Source organism: Streptomyces sp. NPDC003036 (assembly GCF_040611175.1).
Classification (GTDB): domain Bacteria; phylum Actinomycetota; class Actinomycetes; order Streptomycetales; family Streptomycetaceae; genus Streptomyces.
Map to the genome: position 1 here is coordinate 70,164 of NZ_JBEXNO010000018.1, position 16,523 is coordinate 86,686.

The 16,523-nt window shown below is 71.4% G+C and carries 19 protein-coding genes; 9 read left to right on the plus strand and 10 right to left on the minus strand.

What is annotated here, in order from left to right:
* Window positions 1-41: 41 nt before the first annotated feature.
* Entirely contained in the window at window positions 42-1,424 is a 1,383-nt protein-coding gene (locus tag ABZX67_RS15690) for an aspartate aminotransferase family protein (RefSeq protein WP_355359844.1), read from the minus strand.
* Between the two features lie 199 nt (window positions 1,425-1,623).
* On the opposite strand from ABZX67_RS15690, the gene ABZX67_RS15695 reads away from it, so the two are divergent.
* The 3 genes from ABZX67_RS15695 to ABZX67_RS15705 all read left to right on the plus strand — a co-directional run bounded on the left by ABZX67_RS15695 (window position 1,624) and on the right by ABZX67_RS15705 (window position 3,705).
* Complete coding sequence (locus tag ABZX67_RS15695) at window positions 1,624-2,250, plus strand: type 1 glutamine amidotransferase family protein (protein ID WP_355359847.1); 627 nt, start codon at window positions 1,624-1,626, stop codon at window positions 2,248-2,250.
* Window positions 2,247-2,738 carry a MarR family winged helix-turn-helix transcriptional regulator gene (locus tag ABZX67_RS15700; RefSeq protein ID WP_355359850.1) on the plus strand — a complete coding sequence of 164 codons (492 nt, stop codon included), beginning with the start codon at window positions 2,247-2,249 and terminating at the stop codon, window positions 2,736-2,738. The genes ABZX67_RS15695 and ABZX67_RS15700 overlap by 4 nt, the downstream gene beginning before the upstream one ends.
* 154 nt (window positions 2,739-2,892) lie before the next feature.
* Window positions 2,893-3,705: a putative protein N(5)-glutamine methyltransferase gene (locus tag ABZX67_RS15705; protein WP_355359853.1), complete on the plus strand. Its 813-nt coding sequence runs from the start codon at window positions 2,893-2,895 to the stop codon at window positions 3,703-3,705.
* 44 nt (window positions 3,706-3,749) lie between these two features.
* Here ABZX67_RS15705 and ABZX67_RS15710 read toward each other — a convergent pair whose 3' ends face one another.
* Complete coding sequence (locus ABZX67_RS15710; RefSeq protein WP_355359856.1) at window positions 3,750-4,976, minus strand: hypothetical protein; 1,227 nt, start codon at window positions 4,974-4,976, stop codon at window positions 3,750-3,752.
* A gap of 43 nt (window positions 4,977-5,019) precedes the next feature.
* The gene (locus ABZX67_RS15715; protein ID WP_355359859.1) at window positions 5,020-5,442 is read right to left on the minus strand and encodes a hypothetical protein; all 423 of its coding nucleotides are present in this window, start codon (window positions 5,440-5,442) and stop codon (window positions 5,020-5,022) included.
* Between the two features lie 156 nt (window positions 5,443-5,598).
* Between ABZX67_RS15715 and ABZX67_RS15720 the strand changes: the two genes are divergently transcribed.
* The 3 genes from ABZX67_RS15720 to ABZX67_RS15730 are packed head-to-tail and all read left to right on the plus strand — an operon-like array spanning window position 5,599 to window position 7,146.
* Complete coding sequence (locus ABZX67_RS15720) at window positions 5,599-6,435, plus strand: helix-turn-helix transcriptional regulator (protein ID WP_355359862.1); 837 nt, start codon at window positions 5,599-5,601, stop codon at window positions 6,433-6,435.
* The gene (locus tag ABZX67_RS15725; protein ID WP_355359865.1) at window positions 6,432-6,668 is read left to right on the plus strand and encodes a DUF397 domain-containing protein; all 237 of its coding nucleotides are present in this window, start codon (window positions 6,432-6,434) and stop codon (window positions 6,666-6,668) included. The genes ABZX67_RS15720 and ABZX67_RS15725 overlap by 4 nt, the downstream gene beginning before the upstream one ends.
* Before the next feature lie 37 nt (window positions 6,669-6,705).
* Complete coding sequence (locus ABZX67_RS15730) at window positions 6,706-7,146, plus strand: SRPBCC family protein (RefSeq protein WP_355359868.1); 441 nt, start codon at window positions 6,706-6,708, stop codon at window positions 7,144-7,146.
* Window positions 7,147-7,179: 33 nt separating this feature from the next.
* Here the strand turns inward: ABZX67_RS15730 and ABZX67_RS15735 are convergent, their stop codons facing one another.
* The gene (locus tag ABZX67_RS15735) at window positions 7,180-7,842 is read right to left on the minus strand and encodes a DUF1326 domain-containing protein (protein ID WP_355359871.1); all 663 of its coding nucleotides are present in this window, start codon (window positions 7,840-7,842) and stop codon (window positions 7,180-7,182) included.
* A gap of 122 nt (window positions 7,843-7,964) precedes the next feature.
* On the opposite strand from ABZX67_RS15735, the gene ABZX67_RS15740 reads away from it, so the two are divergent.
* On the plus strand, window positions 7,965-8,771 hold the full coding sequence (locus tag ABZX67_RS15740) for a DUF2182 domain-containing protein (RefSeq protein ID WP_355360046.1): 807 nt from the start codon (window positions 7,965-7,967) through the stop codon (window positions 8,769-8,771).
* A 300-nt stretch (window positions 8,772-9,071) separates the two neighbouring features.
* Here the strand turns inward: ABZX67_RS15740 and ABZX67_RS15745 are convergent, their stop codons facing one another.
* From ABZX67_RS15745 to ABZX67_RS15760, 4 genes are all read right to left on the minus strand, one after another.
* Complete coding sequence (locus ABZX67_RS15745; RefSeq protein WP_355359874.1) at window positions 9,072-9,473, minus strand: hypothetical protein; 402 nt, start codon at window positions 9,471-9,473, stop codon at window positions 9,072-9,074.
* A complete protein-coding gene (locus ABZX67_RS15750; protein ID WP_355359877.1) occupies window positions 9,470-9,733 on the minus strand; it encodes a hypothetical protein in 264 nt (87 codons plus the stop codon). The genes ABZX67_RS15745 and ABZX67_RS15750 overlap by 4 nt, the downstream gene beginning before the upstream one ends.
* A gap of 114 nt (window positions 9,734-9,847) precedes the next feature.
* Window positions 9,848-10,621, minus strand: a complete 774-nt coding sequence (locus ABZX67_RS15755; RefSeq protein WP_355359880.1) for a hypothetical protein — start codon at window positions 10,619-10,621, stop codon at window positions 9,848-9,850.
* A gap of 374 nt (window positions 10,622-10,995) precedes the next feature.
* Window positions 10,996-11,910 (minus strand): glycoside hydrolase family 19 protein, encoded by a 915-nt coding sequence (locus tag ABZX67_RS15760; RefSeq protein WP_355359883.1) that lies wholly within the window; start codon window positions 11,908-11,910, stop codon window positions 10,996-10,998.
* Between the two features lie 134 nt (window positions 11,911-12,044).
* Between ABZX67_RS15760 and ABZX67_RS15765 the strand changes: the two genes are divergently transcribed.
* A complete protein-coding gene (locus tag ABZX67_RS15765; RefSeq protein WP_355359886.1) occupies window positions 12,045-13,955 on the plus strand; it encodes a serine/threonine-protein kinase in 1,911 nt (636 codons plus the stop codon).
* A 28-nt stretch (window positions 13,956-13,983) separates the two neighbouring features.
* Here ABZX67_RS15765 and ABZX67_RS15770 read toward each other — a convergent pair whose 3' ends face one another.
* Window positions 13,984-15,267 (minus strand): adenylosuccinate synthase, encoded by a 1,284-nt coding sequence (locus tag ABZX67_RS15770; RefSeq protein ID WP_355359889.1) that lies wholly within the window; start codon window positions 15,265-15,267, stop codon window positions 13,984-13,986.
* 143 nt (window positions 15,268-15,410) lie between these two features.
* On the opposite strand from ABZX67_RS15770, the gene ABZX67_RS15775 reads away from it, so the two are divergent.
* Entirely contained in the window at window positions 15,411-16,232 is an 822-nt protein-coding gene (locus ABZX67_RS15775; protein ID WP_355359892.1) for a diacylglycerol kinase, read from the plus strand.
* 14 nt (window positions 16,233-16,246) lie between these two features.
* Here ABZX67_RS15775 and ABZX67_RS15780 read toward each other — a convergent pair whose 3' ends face one another.
* Window positions 16,247-16,498, minus strand: a complete 252-nt coding sequence (locus tag ABZX67_RS15780; RefSeq protein ID WP_355359895.1) for a hypothetical protein — start codon at window positions 16,496-16,498, stop codon at window positions 16,247-16,249.
* Between the last annotated feature and the right edge of the window lie 25 nt (window positions 16,499-16,523).

Genomic DNA, 16,523 nt, shown 5'->3' on the forward strand with positions numbered 1-16,523 from the left:
CGGACACCTTAAGCCAGCCGGAGGGGGCGGACTCCAGCCGGTTACTGTGCGTGCTCGGTGTACTCGTCGGCCACCGAGAGCGCCGCGTCGAGGGCGGCGAGGCCCTCCTTGGCCTCCGCCTCGGTGAGGGTGCAGGCCGGGACGGCGTGGGTGCGGTTCATGTTGATGAAGGGCCACAGGCCGTTCTTCTTCGCGGCGGCGCCGAAGGCGGCCATGGGCGCGTTGGCCTCGCCGGTCGCGTTGTACGGGACGAGCGGCTCGCGCGTCTCCTTGTTCCGCACGAGGTCGAGCGCCCAGAAGACGCCCAGGCCGCGCACCTCGCCGACGGAGGGGTGGCGCTCGGCGAGCTCGCGCAGGCCGGGGCCGAGGACGTTCTCGCCGAGGTGGGCGGCGTTCTCGACGACCTTCTCGTCGGCCATGACCTGGAGGGTGGCGACGGCGGCCGCGCACGCGAGCGGGTGGCCGGAGTAGGTGAGGCCGCCGGGGTAGGGCCGCTTGTCGAAGGTGGCGGCGATCTCGGCGGAGATGGCGACGCCGCCGAGCGGTACGTAACCGGAGTTGACCCCCTTGGCGAAGGTCAGCAGGTCCGGTACGACGCCGAAGTGGTCGGCGGCGAACCACGCGCCGGTGCGGCCGAAGCCCGCCATGACCTCGTCGAAGATCAGGACGATGCCGTACCGGTCGCAGATCTCGCGGACGCCGGCGAGGTAGCCGGGCGGCGGGACCATGATGCCGGCGGTGCCGGGGACGGTCTCCAGGATGATCGCGGCGATGCTGGCCGGACCCTCGAAGGCGATGGTGTCCTCCAGGTGCTGGAGGGCCCGCTCGCACTCCTGCGCCTCGGTCTCGGCGTAGAACGGCGAGCGGTAGAGGAACGGCGCCCAGAAGTGCACCACACCGGCGGTGGCGGTGTCGGAGGCCCAGCGGCGCGGGTCGCCTGTGAGGTTGATCGCGGTGGAGGTGGCGCCGTGGTACGAGCGGTAGGCGCTCATGATCTTGGGGCGGCCGGTGTGCAGCCGGGCCATGCGGGCGGCGTTCTCGACGGCCTCGGCGCCGCCGTTTGTGAAGAAGATCTTGTCGAGGTCGCCCGGGGTGCGCTCGGCGATGAGGCGTGCGGCCTCGGAGCGTACGTCGATGGCGAAGGCGGGCGCGAAGGTCGTCATCTTCGCGGCCTGCTCCTGGATGGCCGCGACGACCTTGGGGTGCTGGTAGCCGATGTTGGTGTAGACGAGGCCGCTGGTGAAGTCGAGGTAGCGGTTGCCGTCGTAGTCCCAGAAGTACGCCCCCTCGGCGCCGGCGACGGCGAGCGGGTCGATCAGGCCCTGGGCGGACCAGGAGTGGAAGACGTGCGCGCGGTCGGCGGCTTTGACGGCGGCGCCGGCCTGGGGATCGGCGTGCGCGGCGAGATCGGCATGAGGGGTCATGCGGCCCAGGGTAAGGATGTGCTGGTGGAGGTTGGTATGGCCATCTTGTATGGCGGAAGGCGCGGGGGTCGGCAAGGTGTCGGGGGACGCAGCTTCGGCGTGCCGGTGAGGGTCCTGCGCCCGACTGTTGACAGCATCCTGTCGAGATGACAGCATGTAGTCATAACGCGCACGCTTGTGCGATCCACGGGAGGCCACCATGTCCGGCACCACCGCATCCACCGCATCCCAGACCCCGCTCAAGACCGTCCACCTCGCGGTGTACGACACGTTCGCCGACTGGGAGACCGGTCACGCCACCGCGTGGCTCGCGCGCAGCGGCTTCGGCGTCCGCACGGTCGGGCTCACCACCGACCCCGTGACCACCGTCGGCGGTCTGCGCATCACGCCGGACCTGGCGCTGGCGGAGCTGCGGCCCGAGGACAGCGCGCTGCTCATCCTCACCGGCGCCGACCTGTGGGACGCGGGCGACGATCTGGCGCCGTTCGCGGCGAAGGCGCGCGCGTTCCTCGACGCGGGCGTGCCGGTGGCCGCGATATGCGGGGCGACCGCCGGGCTCGCCCGCGAGGGGCTGCTCGACGGGCGCCCCCACACCAGCGCGGCCCCCTTCTACCTCGCGGCGACCGGCTACAAGGGAGCCGAGCACTACGTCGAGGCGGACGCCGTCACCGACGGCGACCTCATCACGGCCGGGCCCACCGAGCCGGTGGCCTTCGCTCGTGAAGTCCTCGGCAGGATGGGGGCGTTCGAGGGTACGAAGCTCGACGCCTGGTACCGGCTGTTCCACGACTCGGACGCCGCCGCCTTCGAGGAGCTGAACGCGTGACCCCGGTCGAACGGCATCTGCAGGAGCTGCTCAGCCGTACCGCGCTCGGTGTCTTCCGGCTGAACGGCCAGCTGCTCGCGGTCTCGGAGAAGCTGGCCCGCCCCGCCGGGCTCACCGCCGCGTGGTGGCAGGTCCTCGGGGCCGTGCTGCGAGAGCCGCTGCCCGTCTCCGGCATCGCCCGCGCCATGGGCATCACGCGCCAGAGCGTCCAGCGGATCGCCGACCTGCTGGTCGCGGAGGGCCTCGCCGAGTACATCCCCAACCCGGCGCACCGGCGTGCGAAGCTCCTCACCCCCACGGAGCTGGGCCGGGAGTCGGTCGCCCGCATAAACCCGGGCCACGCGGACCTGGCGGCCCGTCTCGCCGCCGAGCTGGGCGAGGAGGCGTTCGACGAGACCGCGCGGGTGCTGGAACGGCTGTCCCGGGCGCTCGACAGGGTCACGGACGAGCCGGCGGCGACAGCCCCGGGCGGCCCGGCCACCGCGTGAACACCCCTGTAGGGTGAGGCTTCGTCAGCAGTACGGACCGAGGAGGTGAGACCCGTTAACGCCACGCCAGGTCGGGTGCTCTCCTCTCACGGCTCGTAGGGACACGGTCACACAGTCACCGCGAGAGCGCCCACAGCTCTCGAAAGGCTTTCCCATGGCTGTACCTCCCCCGCCTGCCCTGCCTCCCCTCGACACCGTCGTCGCCGCCCTCCGCGCCGCGGGATGCGTCTTCGCGGAGGACGAGGCGGAGTTGCTCCGCTCCACCGCCCGCACACCGCGGGAGCTCGACGCGATGGTCGAGCGGCGGGTCGCCGGACATCCGCTGGAACACGTCCTCGGCTGGGCCGAGTTCCGTGGCGTGCGGTTCGCCGTGGACGCGGGGGTGTTCGTGCCGCGCCGCCGCACCGAGTTCCTCGTCGAGCGGGCCGAGGCGCTCGCGCCGCCCGGCGCGGTGGTCGTCGACCTGTGCTGCGGCTCCGGCGCGCTCGGCGCGGCACTCGTCGCGGCACTCGACGGCGCGGAGTTGCACGCCGCCGACATCGACCCCGCCGCCGTGCGGTGCGCGCGCCGCAATGTCGCCGCGACCGGGGGCATGGTCTATGAGGGAGACCTCTACGCGCCGCTGCCGCCCGCGCTGCGGGGCCGGATCGACGTACTGCTCGCCAACGTCCCGTACGTACCCACCGAGGAGGTCGCGTTCCTGCCCGCCGAGGCGCGGGTCCACGAGGCGCGCGTCGCGCTCGACGGCGGCGCGGACGGGCTGGACGTGCTGCGGCGCGTGACCGCCGAGGCGGCGGCCTGGCTGGCCCCGGGCGGCAGCCTGCTGTTCGAGACCAGCGAGCGGCAGGCCGACACCGCCGCCGGGATCGTCGCCGCCGACGGGCTCACCCCGCAGGTCGTCACCTGCGACGACCGGTACGCCACGGTCGTCATAGGCACCCGGGCGGTCATGGGCCGCCGGGCCTGACCGGCCCGGCGGCCGACCCTGCCTGGCCAAGGGCAGCGGCCGCGTCAGACACGCACGCGGTACACCCGCCTGAGGTGCTTGTGCTCGCCGAGTGCCCAGAGGCTTCGCCCGTCGACCGGTTCGTAACTGAGGTCCTCCGGCCCCTTGGACAGTTTGCCGAGGAACGCCGGGCCACCGGTGCGGCCCTTGTGCCGCCACAGGTTGCCCTGGAGCTTGCCCGGGGCGGACCGGTCGTTCGCGGAGTAGTACGCGTCCTCGCCGACACTCACCGCGCCCTGGACGTACCTGGTGCCGAGCCACCACGACTCGTCCGCTTCACCCCGCTTGATGTAGCCGGTGCGGTCGTCCACCTCCCAGCGTGCGGCGACCCCCTGGGCCGTGCTCTCCCGGAACTCGCTGACGACCAGCGACACCCCGGTGCTCCGCGTGCGGTCGAGGGACAGCTGGGAGTGCAGCAGTCGGCTCCCGCGCGCGTTCTCGTAGATGTGGTGCAGGGGCAGGAGGTAGTCGTAGCCGTACGCCCGCTCCTTGCCCCGCCCGGTCACCTTGATGAGCTTGGAGACGTCGAACACGCTCATGCCACCGCGCCTGACGTGCGTGGTCTCCCCCGGCCGGTTCGCGATGTAGAGGAAGTTCCCGGCCCAGGCCATGCCCCCCGCGTGGATCGACACGGGGCGGAACGACGGCTTCGCGCCGGCCTTCGAGGACTGGACCGGCTCCACCAGCAGCACGTGCTGGTAGCGCGGAGAAGCCGGCCCGCCCGTCACATCGACGAAGCTGACCCGGGCGCCCCGGTCCTCGAAGCCGTCACCTTTCGCGTACCAGGAGACCGCCACGACGCTCCGCCCCTCCAAGGGCTCGCCGTAGCCGTCGTACGTCGTGGTGATGCCCTGCGGATACCAGTTGGACCTGCGGTCCCAGGTCTTGTCCGGGGCCCTTCGGCCGCCGTCCCAGCCGAAGCCGTACCGGAAGCCGAACGGCTCGGGAACCGTGTTCTTCGCCCCCTCACGGTCGTCCCAGTCCCCCACGACGGTGCCCTGCTGGGTCGCGGTGGTGAGCACCTGGGCCAGAGTCGCGGCGGTCCAGGTACTCCTGAGGCGATCACTCGCGTCCGCCCAGGGGAGGAAGCCGTCGACACCCCCCTTCATGACGACGGTCGCCTTGGGCGGCGCGGCCGCGTACGCCGTCTCCGGAACGAGCAGCCCGCCGGCCGCGGCGGCGAAGGGCGCCGCGGCCATGCCCCTGAGTAACGTCCTGCGTGTGGTGTCCATGGCTCGGACGGTAGGGCCGCCACGCCGTCCGCGGGCCCGGAACTCATGTCCCGGACATGTCCCGGACAGCCGCGACGAGCGTGCTGCGAAGCAGTACCGGATGGACGAAGCGGTCCGCCGTGCGCGGCGGGCACCGCCAGGCGAGCGGCCAGGTGTTCCCGGTGAGCGCGGGCACCGGCACGTAACTCACCCTGCCCTCGCACGCGTTGAACGGCGTCGCCTCGCGCGGCCACGCGCGGCCCGCCGTACTGCCGGGCGGGAGCAGGAAGTACACGCCGCGCCGCCCGTTCGCCTCGATGACGACGGGCCCCGGATCGCCCGCCGTCATGTGCTCCATGATGTCGGCGACACGGCGCCCGTCGTCCCCGTCGACCCGCACCGCGTCGAATTGCACCCCGGCCTTGCGGAGCTGGAATCCCGAAGCCGGAATCCAGTCGATGTTTTCGTGGCAACTTGGCGTATTCACAGGGACATTGTCCGGTGCCCGGGCTAGCGTCTTCCACGACTGCGCGAATGGGTCGGTACGCCGTTGACCTGCGTGAACAGCCGCCCGCTGCAGTCGAATTCGGCCAGGACTGGTTGTGACCGGTTGAGACCGGTTGAATCGAGGCGGTGACCTGAATTGGCGCGAGCCGAAAACAAGGAAACAGCGGGACCGGCAACGCGACTCGTCGCGGATATGGTGCGCATGCTGCGTAAGCGCAAGGGCTGGACGCAGGAGCAGCTCGGCAAGGCGATCGGCTACACAGCGGCGGCGATCAGCGCGCTGGAGACGTACGCGCAGCCGCCGAGCGACGCGATGCTGGTCGCGCTGGAGAAGGTGCTCGGGGACGGCATGGGCTTCTTCGAGCAGGCGCGGTTGTACGTGCGGCTGGACAAGTACCCCGAGCAGTTCAAGGACTACGCGCCGCTGGAGCAGAAGGCGGTGGGGCTGTCGCTGTACGCGACGCTCGTCGTCCACGGCCTGTTCCAGACGGAGGAGTACGCACGGGCGCTGATCGGCGGCGGCTACCCACCACTGCCGGACGAACGGGTCGAGGAACTGGTGGAGGCGCGGATGCTGAGGAAGGAGCTGTTCGAGCGGAAGCCGGTGGCGCTGATCGAGGTCATCCTGGAGGAGTCGGTACTCACACGGGCGGTCGGCAGCAAGGAGGTCATGCGGGAGCAGTGGGCGTACTTGGCGGAGCGCGCGAAGCGGCGCAATGTCACGCTCCAGGTGCTGCCGCTGGAGGCCGGGTTGAGTGGCGAGTACGCAGGTGGCCACGGCGAAATGACCTTGGTCGAGACTGCGCAGCACGACCACCTCGTGTACCTGGAGGCCCAGGAGGAAAGCTTGCTGATCAAGGAGCCCGCAAAGGTGAGTACGTACGCACAGCGGTATGCGAGGATCCGAGCACAGGCCCTGGATCCCCGGGAATCGCTGGGCCTCATCGAGCGGTTGGCAGGAGATCAGAGATGAGCAGCACCCTGCGCTGGTTCAGGTCCAGCTATAGCAACGCCAGCGGCGGCGAGTGCGTCGAAGTGGCCTTCGACTGGCACAAGTCCTCGTACAGCAGCGGTAGCGGCGGTGACTGCGTCGAGGTCGCCACCTGCGCCCACGCCGTGCACGTACGGGACTCCAAGAACACCGATGGTCCCACGTTCGCCGTCGCGCCCGGTGCCTGGAGCACCTTCTTGGAGTGGGCCGAGTAGGGTTGTCCGTAGGACAAACCACCCGAAAGGGGGCGACATGTCCTCGATCAAGGAAAGCGTCGAGATCGCCCGCCGTCCCGAGGACGTCTTCTCCTACCTGACCGACCTCTCTCGCCTGCCCGAATGGCAGGAGAGCGCCCTATCGGCCACCCCGCTCGGCGACGCCCCCGTGGGCGTGGGGTCGCGGGTCCGGGTGACCCGGCAGGTCGGTCGTCGGCGGATTCCGATGACCATGGAGTTGAGCGAGTTCGAAGCGCCGAGGAGCTTCCGCATGGACGGTGTCGACGGCCCGGTCCGTGGCCACGTGCGCGGCACGGTCGAGCCGGTCGGCGACGGCCGGCGGTCGCGTGTGACGCTCGACCTGGACTTCGAGTCGCACGGGATCGGCAAGGTCCTCGTGCCGCTCGTCGTACGCCCTCAGGCGAAGAAGGAGATGCCGAAGAACGAGCAGCACCTCAAGGAGCTGCTGGAACGCTAGGCAACGCCAGGCGCGACACAACGGTTACTCGGGTTACTCGTCAGGGCCGGTCCAGTCGAAGGTGATGTGTTTGCTGGACTGGCCCTCGCGGCTCCACTGGAAGCCGTACGCGTCCGCCCGGTCGGCGGTCGAGCGGCCCCAGGTGGCGAGCTGGCCCGGCCCGGTCTCGCAACCCGGCAGGTTCGTGACCTGCACGCGTGCGCCCTCCGGGGTCGTCGGGCCGGTGAGCGCCTCGGCGCGGGCCTCGATGCGGCCGGGGATGGCGGCGCTCCAGGAGGCCAGGTCGTCCTCGATCGAAAACTCGATGGGGGCGAACTCCATGCCCCGCATCTCCATGGCGGCGCCGCTGACGAAGGCAGCGGGCCAGCCGCCGGCCTGGCCGCCGAAGACCATCTCGATGGCGTCGCGCTGGGCGGAATCGGCGCGCTCGTCGATGAAGATGGCGGCGTAGGCGTCGGAGTGCTCGGCCCAGATGTTCCCGGTGAAGGACGCGAGCATCAGGACGTTGAGGTCGTCGAGGACGACGTCCCCGTAGCTGCCCTCACGGATGTGCCAGACCAGGGTCCCGTCGCACTCGCCGGCCGTGGGTGGCTGTGCGAACGAGCACGGGCACGGGATGTCGCACTTGCAGGTGTCGAACCAGTCGCCGACGACGTGCCAGCGCGGGACGGCTGTGTCGGTGTCGGTGTCGCTCATCTCCGGACCTCCTTGGGCGCGCGCCGCCCCCCTTCCAGGGTGCACCCTGGAAGGGTCTCCTGCGGAGGGGCAGCGCCACCGTGAACCACTCCAGGACCACCACCGCTACGCAGCACCGCCGCATGGCCACCGAACCCCCGCTGCGGCGGGGGAACCTTCTGCCGCCCCGGGCGCTCGCCATCGCCTGGTCCCTGCTGGTGCTGATCGCGGTCCTCGCGTGGGTGCTGACCGTCGGGCAGGCCCGTCACATGGGCGTCGAGCCCGGGACCATGGGCATGGCCCTGCCCCTCTTCCTGCTGCTGTGGCTGCTGATGATGGCCGCCATGATGCTGCCGTCCGTCGCGCCGGTGGCGGTCACCTGGGCGCGGGGCATCGTGCGGCAGTCGACGGGCGTGACGCGGGCGGCCCGGACGACGGCGTTCGTCGCGGGCTACCTGCTGGTGTGGACGGCCTTCGGACTCCTCGCGTACGGGGCCCTGGCCGCGACCGGGGACCTGGTCCGCGACCACCCGGACGCTGGGCGCTGGATCGCCTTCACGGCCTTCCTGCTGGCCGGGCTCCAGCAGCTCGGGCCGCTGAAGAACGTCTGCCTGCGGCACTGCCGGAGCCCGATGGGGCAGCTGATGCGGTACGCGCAGTTCCGGCGCCGGGCGCGGGACTTCCGGGTGGGGGCGCACCACGGGCTGTACTGCGTCGGCTGCTGCTGGGGGCTGATGGTGATCCTCGTACCGCTCGGGGTCATGAACATCGCGGCGATGGCGGGGGTCGCGGCCGTGATCTTCATCGAGAAGCTGTGGCGGCTGGGGCCGTGGTTCTCGACGGCGGTCGGGGTGGTGTTCCTGGTCCTCGCCGGTCTGGCACCGTTCCAGGACGGGCTGCTGCCGGGGCTGCAGGCGCCCGAGGAGCCGATGCACATGGACATGCACTGAGCGTTCTACTCGGCGGCGTACTTACCGAGGTCGCTCGCCTCGAGTGCGGCCTTGTCGTTGAAGCCGATGACGTAGCCGTCGACGTCGCGGATGTGGAACATCCCGGCGAACCCGACGGGCTGGTCCTTGAGGACCGGGAGCCACTCCGGTCTCGCATGCCGGCCGGGGCCGACCGGAACGGCCGCCGAGGTGCTTGGTCGGTGACCGTAACCAGCACTTAGGTCAGGTGGGGTCCTACACCCGCCGCACCCGGGCGGGTGCGGGCCCCGGGCGCGCTCCGGGCCCCGCACCGCACTCGCGTCAGCGCTTCTCGGGCAGCCTGATGGTCCGTACGAGTGGCATGTCCGCGTACAACTCCGGCTCCGCCGTGACCACCGGTCGGCCATCGGGCCAGTCCGGCGTCGGGCGCGACAGGTGGACCGCGTGGCCGACGCGCCACTCCACGCCGTCCCGGATCAGCGCGCCGACGGCGCACACGCCCGCGAAGTCGAGCTCCACGATCTCGGCGGCGGGCAGGGCCCCGACGTGCTCGGCCAGGCCCTTGCGGACGCCGTCGGCGGCCGTGAGGCACATGGCGGGGACGTAGACGTGCCGGGTGGGGCCGCGCTGGGTGTTCGCGATGAACTGGGACGCCAGGACGTTGCCGGAGCCCAGAGCGAGGAGCGCGGACTCGTCGTACACGACGGCGGTGGAGGGGCTCACAGGCTGTCCACAGGCCGCCCGGCCTCCAGCTCCTGCCAGACCTGCTCCGCGCGGTCGTGGTCCTCGTCGGTCAGCGTGACACCGAAGTGCGTCTCGCAGTACGCCTTGGTCTCCTCGTACCGCTTCCGGAGCTCCTCCTTGGTCGGCGTCGCCCCGGCCAGCTCGGCGATCAGGTCGCGCATGGTCATGCCGCGCTCGCGGGCGAGGACCATGAGGCGGTCGCGGACAGCGGGGTCAACCTTGACGGTGGTGTCGGCCATGACGACAGTATACCGGCGGTATACCGTCTCGGGCGGGTCAAGCAAGGTGGTCATTTCGACCTTTCACTTGTTCTCTTGGGTGACCCGGCCCTCCGGGCGGAGAGCCGGGAGCTTTCAGCTGCGGCGGCCGCGCACCAGCTCCCGCAGGCCCGCCCCGCGCCGGGCCGCCGTCTCGCGGAAGGAGGCGCGCGCGGCCGGGGCGGGATGGCACTGGAAGCAGGGCTCACCCGGCGGCACGGGGCGGCGGCACCGGTCGCACTCGGCGCCCTCCCTCGGGGCCGCCGCCGGGCGCGGTGCGGGCTTCTTGCGGCGCAGGCGGTCCGCCACGAGGGCGGCGGGGGCGTGGACGCGCGCGGGCAGGCCCGAGGTCAGCGCCTCCCGGATCACGGCGTCGGTGGCGCCCGCGGCCCACCACTCTCCGACGAGCGCCCGCAGGGGCGCGGCCTCGGCCGCCCCCATCGCGAGGCGCGGTTCGGTGCGGCCGAGAGAGGTCAGCAGCGCGACGGCCCGGGAGGGAGGTTCTTCTTCCCCGGTTCTTTCTCCCTTGGGGAGCGGGCCTGGCGCGGCGTGGCCCGGGCCGCCGAAGGCCGGGTTTCCGCCATTTTCCGGAACCGGAGCCGGACGCGGAGCCGGGGGCTCGGGCGCGGGGCCCGCCCCCGGAGCCGGGGGCTCGGGCGCGGGGGCATCGGGGTCGTACGGGGTGTCGAAGACCTCGTACTCCGTGCGCAACTGGCCCTTGCCGTCCCGGCGTACGAGCCTGCGCAGGTAGCGGGCCTCCTCCAGCTCGTGGAGGGCGGCGCCGATGCGGTCGCGGCCTTCCTTGCGCTTCTCGGCGAGCTTGCGGATGGAGGCCTTGGCACCGTCGGGGAGGCTGATCAGATATGTCAACAGCCCGACCGCGCACCACGAGATGGAGTCATCGCGCAGGAGAGCGTTACCGAACGTGGTGAAGGCGCGGGGGTGCGTTGTACGGTGGATGCGCATTGGGAGTCCTCTTCCTGATGCCGAGCCCCCGGGTGTTCCAGCACTGCGGGGGCGTCATGCTTGATGTGCCGCGAATGTAGCGCCGCACGTCCCCTTTGACGCAATCAACTCCCTTTTGTCATACGGTCATTCGGATACCGTGGACCCGAAAACCGGTCTCCGGTCCCACCTGCGGTTTCGCAGCGAAAAGGGGTGGCCGTCCACCACCGGCCACCCCTTTGTCATATGCCGAATTCACCCTCCCGGGCGAGTCCCGGGTGAGTCCCGGGTGAGGGCTCTCAGCAGCTCAGATTCCCGCCCGTCGGCACGCCCAGGATCTGCGCGAAGCGCTGGTAGGTGCTGACGCGGCTCTGCACCTGGGCCGGGTTCTTGCCGTCGCACTCCAGGGCACCGTTGATCGCGCGGATGGTGTGACCGAAGCCCGCACCCGTCACCATCGCGTTGTGGGCGGTCATCGTGCCGGGACCGTTCTGGGTGTTCCAGTACCAGAGGCCCGTCTTCCAGGCGATGGGCGCTTCGCGCTCGACGCGGTAGGGGTGGTTGAGGAGGTCGATGCCGAGGGCGTCGCCCGCCGCCTTGTAGTTGAAGTTCCAGCTGAGCTGGATCGGGCCGCGGCCGTAGTAGGCGGCGGTCCCGGCCGGGCAGCCGTAGGGCTGGTTCCGGTCGCAGTAGTGGGGGTAGTTGGCGGTGTTCTGCTCGACGATGTGGACCAGGCCGCCCGTCTCGTGCGAGACGTTCGCGAGGAAGGCCGCCGCCTCCTGCTTCTTCACCGTGTCGCTACCCGTGGTGGCGAAGGCGGGGTACGCGCTCAGCGCGGCGGTCAGACCGCTGTACGTGTAGAAGGCGTTCCGGTTCGGGAACATCTGGTGGAACTGCGCCTCGCTCACCACGAACCCGGACGGCGACGGGCCGGGATTCCCGGAACCGGAGCCGCACGCGCCCTGGTCGGACCAGACGTCGGCGGTGCCGGGGCGTTCGTTCTGGGTCCACCACTTCGCCAGCCAGTTGCGGCCGTTGTACGAGGCGGTCCCGCCGCCCGTGTAGACGGCGGAGGCGCTCCAGGGGGCCGCGCACTCCGCAGCCGAAGCAGTGGACGAAGCAGCGGACGAAGCGGAGGCGGCGGGCAGGAGGAAGACGGTCAGTCCGGCGACCGTGGCGAAAGCGGCGCATAAGGTCAACAGACGTCGCAGCATGGGGCTCACCCTTTCGTGGGGGGCCACCAACGAAGCGCGAATGGCCTGCACCTGTCAAGGTCTAGACCACGCCTTGTTTCTCGACCACGCCTTGTTACGGTGCCTCCGGCCGCCCTCTGGCATGCTCTGTTCGCGTGAAGCCTCTGACTGGTGACGACCCCGTCCAGATCGGCCCGTTCCGCCTCCTCGGCAGGCTCGGGTCCGGTGGCATGGGACGCGTCTACCTCGCCCGGTCGGCCGGTGGGCGCACCGTCGCCGTCAAGGTCGTCCACGCCGAGCTGGCCGCGCAGGACGAGTTCCGGCGCCGTTTCGCGCGCGAGGTCGCCGCGCTGGAGCGGGTCGGCGGGGTCGGCACCGCGCCCGTACTCGGCGCGGACACCGGGGCCGAGACGCCCTGGGTGGCCGTCGGATACGTCGCCGGGCCGTCCCTGCGCACCGTGGTCGGCGACGAGTACGGGCCGCTGCCCCCGGCGTCCGTGCGGTCGCTGGCGGCCGGGCTGGCCCGCGCCCTGGAGCACATCCACGCGGCCGGGCTGGTGCACCGGGACCTGAAGCCCGCCAACATCCTGCTCACGGTCGACGGGCCCCGGATCATCGACTTCGGCATCGCGCGCGCCGTCGACACCCTCACCGACGGCGGGCTGACCAGCACCGGCGCGGTCGTGGGGTCACCGGGCTACATGTCGCCCGAGCAGGTGCGCGGCGAACGGCTCACCCCCGCCTCCGACATCTTCTGCCTCGGCTCCGTGCTGGCGTACGCGGCGACCGGCTGCCCGCCCTTCGGCACGGCCGACAGCGGCGTCCACGCCATGATGTTCCGCATCGCCCACGACGAGCCCGACCTCACCGGGCTGCCCGCCGAGCTCGACGAGCTCGTACGCGGATGCCTGGCCAAGGACCCGGATGACCGCCCGACCGCCGCGTGGCTGGCCGCGCACGTCGAGGCCGCCGAGCCGTGGCTGCCGGGCGGGCTGCTGGCCCAGCTGGGCCGCCTCGCCGCCCGGCTGCTGGACGAGGACGGGGAGCCGACGCCGACGCCCGTACCGCACGAGACGCGCGAGACGCGCGAGACGCGCGAGACGCGCGAGACGCGCGAGACGCGCGAGACGCGCGAGACGCGCGAGACGCACGAGGCCCGTGAGAAGAGGGGCCGGCGCCCGCTCCTCGTCGGCGCCGCCGCCCTCACCGCGCTCGCCGTCGCGGGCGGCCTGGCCTTCGCCTTCTGGCCCCGGACGCCCGCGGCGGACCGGTCGGCCCCGACGGGCGGCTCCGTGACCGACAACGCCGGGAGCGGGAACGTCGTCCCCGCCGCCTTCCACGGCGCCTGGGAGGGCGTGGTCAAGGGCACGCAGGAAGCCCCGTACGAGACGGCCCGCATCGAGATCGGCACCGGCGTGCCCGGCGAGAAGGCGGGGACGTACGTCCACGTCGCCGGCGAGCGGCTGTGCATGGGGCGGTCGACGCTCGTCTCGGCGGACGAGGACAAGGTCGTCTTCGGCGAGAGCGACGTGACGACGAGCGTGCCTGCCAAAACCTGCACCCCGGCCGCCCACCAGACGCTCACCCTCACCTCCCCCGACGTCCTGAAGTGGACCTCGGGCGCGGCGACCGCCACGTTCCGCAAGGCGCGGTCCGGGCCGCAGGTGGTGCCGGAGGCGTTCCTCGGCCACTGGAAGGACGTCCCGCACCCCGACGTGTCCGATCCGAACCAGGACCTCTACAGCCACGAGGTGATCATCATGCAGGGGCCGGTCGGGGCGCCGGTGGTCCGGTTCCAGCAGAGCTACCCGCACACCGACGAGGAGACCGGCGAGCCGGTGGCCGGCACGTCGGTGAACTGCGCCGAGACCGCCGTCCTCGGCGGCGCGGGCGACCTGCTGGTGCTGGGCCCGGCCACGGTCGACGCCGCCGCGTCCGACCGGGAGTGCACGGCGTCCGGCGCGTCGGTGAACCTGCGCATCCAGCGGGTCGACGGCAAGGACCGGCTGCTGGTGTACGGGATGGACGCGGACGGGGAGCCCGGCGAGTTCTCCAAGGAGGAGTAGCCGGGCTCCCCGTCGTGCGGCCTGGGTCCTACAGGAAGGAGTTGATCTCGATCGTCTCGGTGCGGCCGGGGCCGACACCGATCGCCGAGATCGGCGCGCCGGACATCTCCTCCAGCGCCTTCACGTACGCCTGCGCGTTCTTCGGCAGGTCGGAGAAGGACTTCGCCTTGCTGATGTCCTCGGACCAGCCGGGCAGGTACTCGTAGACCGGCTTCGCGTGGTGGAAGTCCGTCTGCGAGTACGGCAGCTCCTCGACGCGCTTGCCGTCGATCTCGTACGCGACACAGACCGGGATCTGCTCCCAGCCCGTCAGCACGTCGAGCTTGGTGAGGAAGAAGTCGGTCAGGCCGTTGACGCGGGTGGCGTACCGGGCGATGACCGCGTCGAACCAGCCGCAGCGGCGGTCGCGGCCGGTGGTCACGCCGCGCTCGCCGCCGATGCGGCGCAGCGCCTCACCGTCCTCGTCGAAGAGCTCCGTCGGGAACGGGCCGGCGCCGACGCGGGTCGTGTACGCCTTGAGGATGCCGATGACCCGGCTGATCTTCGTCGGGCCGACGCCCGCGCCGGTGCAGGCGCCACCGGCGGTCGGGTTGCTGGACGTGACGAAGGGGTACGTGCCGTGGTCGACGTCGAGCAGCGTGCCCTGGCCGCCCTCGAAGAGGACGACCTTGCCGTCGTCGATGGCGTTGTTCAGGATCAGCGTGGTGTCCGCGACGAACGGCTTGATCTGCTCCGCGTAGCCGAGCATCTCCTCGACGATCTTGTCGGCCTCGATCGCGCGGCGGTTGAAGACCTTGGCGAGCAGCTGGTTCTTGTTCTCCAGCGCCGCCTCGACCTTCTGGGTCAGGATCGACTCGTCGTAGAGGTCCTGGACGCGGATGCCGACGCGGTTGATCTTGTCCGCGTACGTCGGGCCGATGCCGCGGCCGGTGGTACCGATCTTCCGCTTGCCGAGGAACCGTTCCGTCACCTTGTCGAGGGTGACGTTGTACGGGGTGATCAGGTGGGCGTTACCGCTGATCAGGAGCTTGGAGGTGTCGACGCCGCGCTCGTTCAGCCCACTCAGCTCGGAGAGCAGGACCGCCGGGTCGACGACGACGCCGTTTCCGATGACCGGGGTGCATCCCGGGGAGAGGATTCCGGACGGCAGAAGATGCAGCGCGTACTTCTGGTCGCCGACGACGACCGTATGGCCGGCGTTGTTGCCACCCTGGTAGCGCACCACATAGTCAACCGATCCACCGAGCAGGTCGGTGGCCTTTCCCTTGCCCTCGTCACCCCACTGAGCACCGAGCAGCACAAGTGCGGGCACAGGCGTACACCCCTTCCGGGCGGGGCATGTCCAAGGTCAGGGGCGTGAACGCCGCCTGTTGGTGTGCCCCGGAATAGACGAAGCCCCTGGCGCAATAGCGCAAGGGGCTCTTGCACAAAGAGACTACCCGAGGAAGGACCGAGGTGTCGGCTCACGACCAGCTCCTGGTGGTCATCGACCCGGTCGCCCGCCGAAGTGACGGCGAGTCCGTACGGATCGCGAAAGATGTACTGCTCGCCGGCGCAGAAGCGAAAATCTGCCTTCCGGACGGGCCCGAGGAGTTCGCCCGCGCCCTGGCCCGGCGCGGCGCCCGGCGCCCGGTGGTGGTCGGGGACGACCGGGCGCTGCTGCGGGCGGTGGCTCATTTGCACCGGGGCCGCGAGCTGGCCGGGGAGGCCCTGTCGGTGATCCCGGTGGGGCCGCGCGGGACGGTGGAGCTGGCCGGGGCGCTCGGCGTGCCGCTGGGGACGGTGGCGGCGGCCCGGGCGGTGCTGGACGGGTCGGCGCGGCGGCTGGACCTGCTGGTCGACGACAGCGACGGCGTGGTGGTGCGGGGCCTGCGCATCCCGGCGGGGCCCGCGAGGGCGGCGGGGGAGACCCCGTCGGTGTGGGACGCCTGCCGGTCGCTGGTGCGGACGCTGGTCCGCCCGGCGCCCTCCGCCGTGCCGGGGACACGCCCGGGGCCGGCGACGCGGACGTACCGGCTCCGGGTGGAGGCCGACGGGCGGGTGCTGTGCGACCTCGACGACCTGGTCGAGGACGTGACGGTGCGGTCCCGGGACGGTGTCGCCGAGGTGGTCGTACGCCCCCGGGCGGCCGACCCGGTCCGCGCGGAGGCGGCCGCGGTCACCGTCTCGGGTGCCTCCTTCCGCTACCGCGCGGACGCCCTGGTCACGGGCCCGGTGTGGACGCGTACGTGGACGCTGCGCCCGTCGGCGTGGTCGCTGATGCTGCCGGCGGCGTAACGCTCAGCGACGGCCTACAACGCGTCCAGCGGGCCCGTCATGGGGTGGGGGTTCGTGTCGCTGTCCTCGTCGTCGTCCGCCGAGCCGGGGAACATCAGCCACGCGCTGCCGGATATCAGGCCCAGGGAGGTCAGGCCGAGGGCCCACTTGAGGAGCCGCATGCCGCCCGTCCAGTCGTGGGGCGCCCCGAAGACGACCCAGAAGGCGAGGGCGGCTCCGGCGAGCAGGACGAGGACAGCGGCGGTACGGCGCAGGGCAGTTGACATCCGTCCATGATTTCACCCGTGCGGC

Excerpts from the sequence above, each read along its gene's own strand:
- ABZX67_RS15705 (WP_355359853.1), top strand. The coding sequence starts at position 2,893 with ATGGCTGTACCTCCCCCGCCTGCCCTGCCTCCCCTCGACACCGTCGTC.
- ABZX67_RS15735 (WP_355359871.1), bottom strand. The coding sequence starts at position 7,842 with ATGAGCGACACCGACACCGACACAGCCGTCCCGCGCTGGCACGTCGTC.
- ABZX67_RS15710 (WP_355359856.1), bottom strand. The coding sequence starts at position 4,976 with ATGGACACCACACGCAGGACGTTACTCAGGGGCATGGCCGCGGCGCCC.
- ABZX67_RS15695 (WP_355359847.1), top strand. The coding sequence starts at position 1,624 with ATGTCCGGCACCACCGCATCCACCGCATCCCAGACCCCGCTCAAGACC.
- ABZX67_RS15780 (WP_355359895.1), bottom strand. The coding sequence starts at position 16,498 with ATGTCAACTGCCCTGCGCCGTACCGCCGCTGTCCTCGTCCTGCTCGCC.
- ABZX67_RS15760 (WP_355359883.1), bottom strand. The coding sequence starts at position 11,910 with ATGCTGCGACGTCTGTTGACCTTATGCGCCGCTTTCGCCACGGTCGCC.
- ABZX67_RS15750 (WP_355359877.1), bottom strand. The coding sequence starts at position 9,733 with ATGGCCGACACCACCGTCAAGGTTGACCCCGCTGTCCGCGACCGCCTC.
- ABZX67_RS15730 (WP_355359868.1), top strand. The coding sequence starts at position 6,706 with ATGTCCTCGATCAAGGAAAGCGTCGAGATCGCCCGCCGTCCCGAGGAC.
- ABZX67_RS15740 (WP_355360046.1), top strand. The coding sequence starts at position 7,965 with ATGGCCACCGAACCCCCGCTGCGGCGGGGGAACCTTCTGCCGCCCCGG.
- ABZX67_RS15690 (WP_355359844.1), bottom strand. The coding sequence starts at position 1,424 with ATGACCCCTCATGCCGATCTCGCCGCGCACGCCGATCCCCAGGCCGGC.
- ABZX67_RS15725 (WP_355359865.1), top strand. The coding sequence starts at position 6,432 with ATGAGCAGCACCCTGCGCTGGTTCAGGTCCAGCTATAGCAACGCCAGC.